Source organism: Candidatus Nanopelagicales bacterium, from assembly GCA_018003655.1.
In the GTDB taxonomy this organism is placed as follows: Bacteria; Actinomycetota; Actinomycetes; order S36-B12; family UBA10799; genus JAGNDY01.
In genome coordinates this window covers 1-5,164 of the sequence record JAGNDY010000112.1, presented here as the reverse complement: position 1 = coordinate 5,164, position 5,164 = coordinate 1, and the positions used below count along the sequence as shown (strand labels likewise).

The 5,164-nt window shown below is 62.2% G+C and carries 5 protein-coding genes; 2 read left to right on the top strand and 3 right to left on the bottom strand.

Translation table 11 applies throughout. The features are described 5' to 3' along the window. Both KAZ48_10610 and KAZ48_10605 read left to right on the top strand, forming a co-directional pair. The coding region (locus KAZ48_10610) for an ABC transporter permease (protein ID MBP7973243.1) at window positions 1-789 on the top strand (789 nt) is incomplete at its 5' end. A gap of 64 nt (window positions 790-853) precedes the next feature. Then, window positions 854-1,246: an OsmC family protein gene (locus KAZ48_10605; GenBank protein MBP7973242.1), complete on the top strand. Its 393-nt coding sequence runs from the start codon at window positions 854-856 to the stop codon at window positions 1,244-1,246. Here the strand turns inward: KAZ48_10605 and KAZ48_10600 are convergent. The 3 genes from KAZ48_10600 to KAZ48_10590 all read right to left on the bottom strand — a co-directional run. After that, window positions 1,243-2,787, bottom strand: a complete 1,545-nt coding sequence (locus tag KAZ48_10600; GenBank protein ID MBP7973241.1) for an MFS transporter — start codon at window positions 2,785-2,787, stop codon at window positions 1,243-1,245. The genes KAZ48_10605 and KAZ48_10600 overlap by 4 nt on opposite strands. Window positions 2,788-3,117: 330 nt before the next feature. Then, complete coding sequence (locus KAZ48_10595) at window positions 3,118-4,377, bottom strand: class I SAM-dependent methyltransferase (protein MBP7973240.1); 1,260 nt, start codon at window positions 4,375-4,377, stop codon at window positions 3,118-3,120. Window positions 4,378-4,409: 32 nt separating this feature from the next. Then, window positions 4,410-5,164: FAD-binding oxidoreductase (locus KAZ48_10590; GenBank protein MBP7973239.1), on the bottom strand; the 755-nt coding region annotated here is incomplete at its 5' end.

Genomic DNA, 5,164 nt, shown 5'->3' with positions numbered 1-5,164 from the left:
GCAATCGGGCATGCTGATCACGTGCGGTACGGATCACTGACCCAGACGGGGTTCGCGATCGCGCTGTTGGCGCTCATCACCGTTGGGGTAATGGGTTTTGCGGGGATTCGACAACGGCTCGACTACCTCGGCGCCGCAGCCCGCAGCATCGTGCAACTGATCCTCGTTGCGTTGGTCGTCGCCTGGGTCTTCCTGCACCCGGCTGGCACGGCCCTCTACCTGGTCGTCATGTTGGTCGCTGCGACCGCGACGTCCGTTCGGCGCATCAAATGCGGTTGGCGCAACGGCTGGCGGGTGCTGACACCATTGGCATTCGGCGCGGTTGTCGCCGTCACGCCGGTGATCGCTACCGGCGCGCTGCCGCTGACTACGCAGTCGGTACTGCCGTTCACAGCTCAGGTTATCGGCGGATCCATGACCGCTGTCTCCCTCACCGGTACTCGATTCCGCGACGACGCCCACAGCGAGTGGGACGTGGTCGAGGGATGGCTGGCAATCGGGGCAACGCCACGAGAGGCTGTAGCCGCCATCGGCCGCAGGGCGGCGGAACGTTCGCTGATCCCAGGCCTGGACCAGACCCGTAGTGCTGGCTTGGTCGTTTTGCCCGGCGCGTTCGTCGGGATGCTGCTGGGGGGTGCGTCGCCAGCACAGGCAGCGCAGGTGCAGCTACTCGTGCTCATCGCCCTGCTCGCCGCGACGACGTGCGCGGCAGCGGGACTCGTCGCGACGATGTCGCCGGTATACGGTCTGCGTCGGCCGGCGAGCTTGGAGCCCGAGGACAAGGCATGATCGCCGGAGATGGCCGGGGCAAACGGCCCTACGCGCTGTCAGCCGCCCGCACCCAGGAGTAAGCATGGCAATCGCACAGTCACTCAATCCGCGCTACGCCACCGTGGTCACGGGCGAGCAGAATGGCTGCGACCACTCAATCGTTACGGACTCGGACTTTCAAGGCGTCGGTGGTACAGCGGGTATGTCCCCGACCACGTTGCTCGACGGAGCCCTCGCGGCGTGCGTATCGATGACAATTCAGATCGCTGCCGATGTCCGTAGCACCCCGTTGGACTCCGTCCGGGTCGAGGTCACCCACGAGACGGTCGACAATCAGACACAGTTCACCCTTCGAGTAGAACTGACCGGCGACCTGACCGATCGAGAGCGAGCCGGTCTGCTGCGTGTATTGCGAGGCTGCCCGGTCAGCAAAATCCTTAGCAACCCCATCGCCATCGAAATGGCTGAGGCTTAGTCCAACGTCGGCAACGGCAGCGCCGCGTCGTCGGCCAAGTCGTGGGCCGTGTTCTGGGTTCGACGCAGCGGCATCTCTTTGAGGAACAGGGACAGCACAAACGCAAGCGCCATAATCGGGACAGCCACCAAGAATGTTGCGTCGATGGACTGGGCAATCGCGTTAATTACCGAGTCGTGGACTGCGGGCGGCAATGAATCGATGTTGCTCATCGATGATGTGATCGATTGGCCGCTACCGGCAAACTTGGCCGCGATCTCGGCGGGTAGCGCCGCTGCGAGATGGCTGGCCAACTGCGACGTCCAGACAGCGCCGAAAACTGCGGTACCAAAAGAACCACCGATCGAGCGGAAAAACGTCGATGTGCTGGTCGCCGCGCCAAGCTGCTTGGGCTCGACACTGTTCTGCACCGCGATCACCAGTACCTGCATCACGTTGCCGAGCCCGATCCCGAGCACAAACGCAGACAGCGCAATGAAGCCATAGCCAGTCTTCGCTCCGACCGTCGACAACATGTACAGGCCAACGGTTGCCAACGCGGTCCCGATGATGGGGAAGATCTTGTATTTGCCCGTGCGGGTAATCAGCCGCCCACTGATTATCGACGTCGCGAGCAGCCCGATCATCAGCGGCAGCAGTTGCAGGCCGGCGACCGTGGGGGTCGCACCGCGGACGACCTGCATGAAGATCGACAGATAGACGATTGCGCCGAACAACGCGAACCCGACAACGAAACCGATCGCAGAGGCAACGCGCACCACCGGCAACTTGAACATCGACAGCGGAACCATCGGTTCTGGGTGGCGCAGTTCTTGCCAGACGAAGAGCAGTCCAAGGACAACTCCGCCGACACCCAGGCCGATGATCGTTGCCGAATCCCATGGGTAGCGCTGGCCCCCCCACACCGCAACCAATAGGAGCATGACCACGCTGGCAACGAGCAGGCCTGCACCCACCCAGTCGATCTCGTGCTTCTGCTTGTGGACGGGGATGTGTAGCACCGCACCGAGAACCACGAAGGCGGCTATTCCCAACGGGACGTTGATGTAGAAGACCCACCGCCACGACAGGTGCTGGGTGAACAGCCCACCGAGCAGCGGGCCAATAACACTGGCCACGCCGAACACGGCACCGAAGAGACCGCTGTACCGACCACGTTCGCGGGGCGGCACGATGTCGGCGATCACAGCAAGGACTAGGACCATGAGCCCGCCGCCCCCGAGACCCTGCAGGGCACGGGTGCCGATCAGCTGGGACATGTTCTGCGACATGCCAGCGAGGATCGATCCGATCACGAACACAACAACTGCCGACTGCAACATGAGCTTGCGGCCGTACAGGTCGGAAAGCTTCCCCCAAATTGGTGTGCTCGCCGTGGACGCCAACAGGTAGGCGGTCACGACCCATGAGAGTTCGCTCAGTCCACCGAGGTCGCTGGTGATGGTCGGCAGCGCCGTCGACACGATCGTCTGATCGAGGGCGGCTAGCAGCATCGTCAGCATCAACGCCGACAGGATCAGTCGCAGCCGCTTGGGCGTCATTACCCCTTGCGAAGTGTGCTGGGACGGATTGGTCGTGACTCTTGTTCCGGGTTCTTCGTTGTGCATTCCGTCTGGCTACCTTTCGCGGCGAATACCCCAGCTCAACTGCATGAGCGCGGGCAACGTTACGCCTGCCGTTGCCACGCGCCCAGCGGACCCGGTGCCGACAGCCGCCGACCAACCGGTCGTCCGAGAATTACGTATCAGCAGGTTCGTTGCGGACCCTGTCCGGGCATGTTGAACCCAGCAACCGCACGACAAAACCAACCCACCTAGAACAGGGAGCTAGCCATGGTCATCTTCTTCTGAAATCAGCCTGGCCACTGACACTCATGCATTGGCGCTGAAGGCAGCCCGGAGTGGGTAGCCGGATTGCCCCTCCGGGGTGGTATTGGTGGCCAGGAACTGGTGCAACTGAATCAGGTTCCGCGCGAACCCATATTCCGATGCCGCCATGTACATCCGCCAGACGCGCGCCTTGCGCTCGCCCACCTCGACGACGGCCTCGTCCCAGTGATCCTCAAGGTTCATCCGCCAGTGATGCAGGGTCTTGGCGTAGTGCTGCCGGAGGTTCTCCTCGTGCTGGCACTCCCACCCCTCACCGGTCAGTGACTCAAGCACAGTGGCCGGCCCGGTCAGTTCTCCATCGGGGAAGATGTACCGATTCACGAAGCTATTGCGGTAGTAGACCTTGTGCCGGTCGTCGTAGCGGTAAATGGAGTGATTGAGCAGTCGACCTTCCGGCTTGGTCTTGCTCCGAAGAAAGCGGAAGTAGCTGTCGTAGTTGTCCTTGCCGATGTGTTCGGTCAGACCGATGGAAGAGATCGCGTCAAAGCTCGTCTCGGCAACGTCGCGGTAGTCCTGGAATCGGACTTCGGCCTGCCCCTGAAGGCCGGCATCGACAACAGCTTGCTGCCCCCAGCGCGCCTGCTGCTCAGATAGCGTGACTCCGATGATCTCAACGCCGTAGTTCTGCGCCGCGTGCAACACCATCCCGCCCCAGCCGCACCCAACGTCGAGCACCCGCTGGCCCGGCTTGAGGTCGAGCTTGCGGCAGGCCAGGTCGAACTTCTCTTCCTGTGCCTCCTCCAACGTGGCGGTCTCGTTGGGGAAGACAGCGCAGGTGTAGGCCATCGACGGGCCCAGCACCCACCGATAGAAGGTGTTCGAGACGTCGTAATGGTGCTTGATCGCCTCGGCGTCACGGCCCTTGGAATGGCGTCGGCCACCGAGCTTCTTCTCTTCCGGCGGCAACTCGCCGCGTGCGGCGTTGCCAATCTGGCGCGCAAAGGCGGGACCGAAAGCGCGGACTATCCGGGCGCGATCAGCGATCGACAGCTGACGGTCGGACTTGTAGAGCGCGTTGAAGGCGTCGACAAGATCGCCGTGGATCTCGATCTCGCCGGCAACATATGCCCGCGCGACCCCCACCTGTCCGGGGTGTGACAGCACCAATTCGATGGCGCGTGGAGACCGGACCTCGATCCGGACGTCAGCGCCGATCGTGCCGGCCTTGCTCCCGTCGTACGCAACGAACTCGACCGGTGCGTCACCACCGACCAAGATGTCGAAAACCTCACTTAGCTTCATTGACAGCCCTCCAGCCGTTTGGGTTCTAGCCATTACCGACGTTGAACAACTTTCTCGAACAGTCCGAGCAACCGGCCCTCAGCGTCGTACCTCTTCTTGACGTCCCGGTAGGCCGGGCCGCCGTACAAATCATCGAACTGCTCCTGGTTGTAGTAGGCACTGGAATACAGCGACTTGTGCCCGCCGAGTTTGGTGACCTCTGCCTCGATCATCCGGTTGAAGTGGCCAGCAGTTGCGTCGATGCCGGTCGGAAGTTCGACTGTGGACCAGAACCCGACGTTGACGTAGGCGATGTGCGGATTCAGGTCGTAGAGGGGCCACCGGGTCTGGCCGTCGCGCGATCTCAGCGGACACACCCAGATTGGTTCGATTCCAATCTCGCGGTGGAAGAACTCCAGGAAATCCGCCAGCGCCGTTATCGGGACTTCTATGTCCTGGACCACCTCTTCGCGCTGCGGTTTACCCAACAGTCGCGCTTGCCTGTCACTGAAGTGCCAGCGCCGATCGGCAGCGATGATCTTCCAATAGACATCCGAGCGAAGCTTGGTCTTAGGCCACAACTTTCGGATCGCAGGCCGTTGTGCGCCGAACGCCCGCGAGCACCAGAACCAGTCGGTGTCCCACCGCCAGATGTAGTCGCGCGCGGTCAAAACATCGGTGTGGCGATGCTGAATTGATCGGTAGTAGATGTCCATGTCGGTGTAGTCACTGGGCATGTTGCGCCCCTCGGGCAACACCTCGCTCCAGCGACCCAGCGTCAGGTACTGCTCGGTCGGACTGAACACGG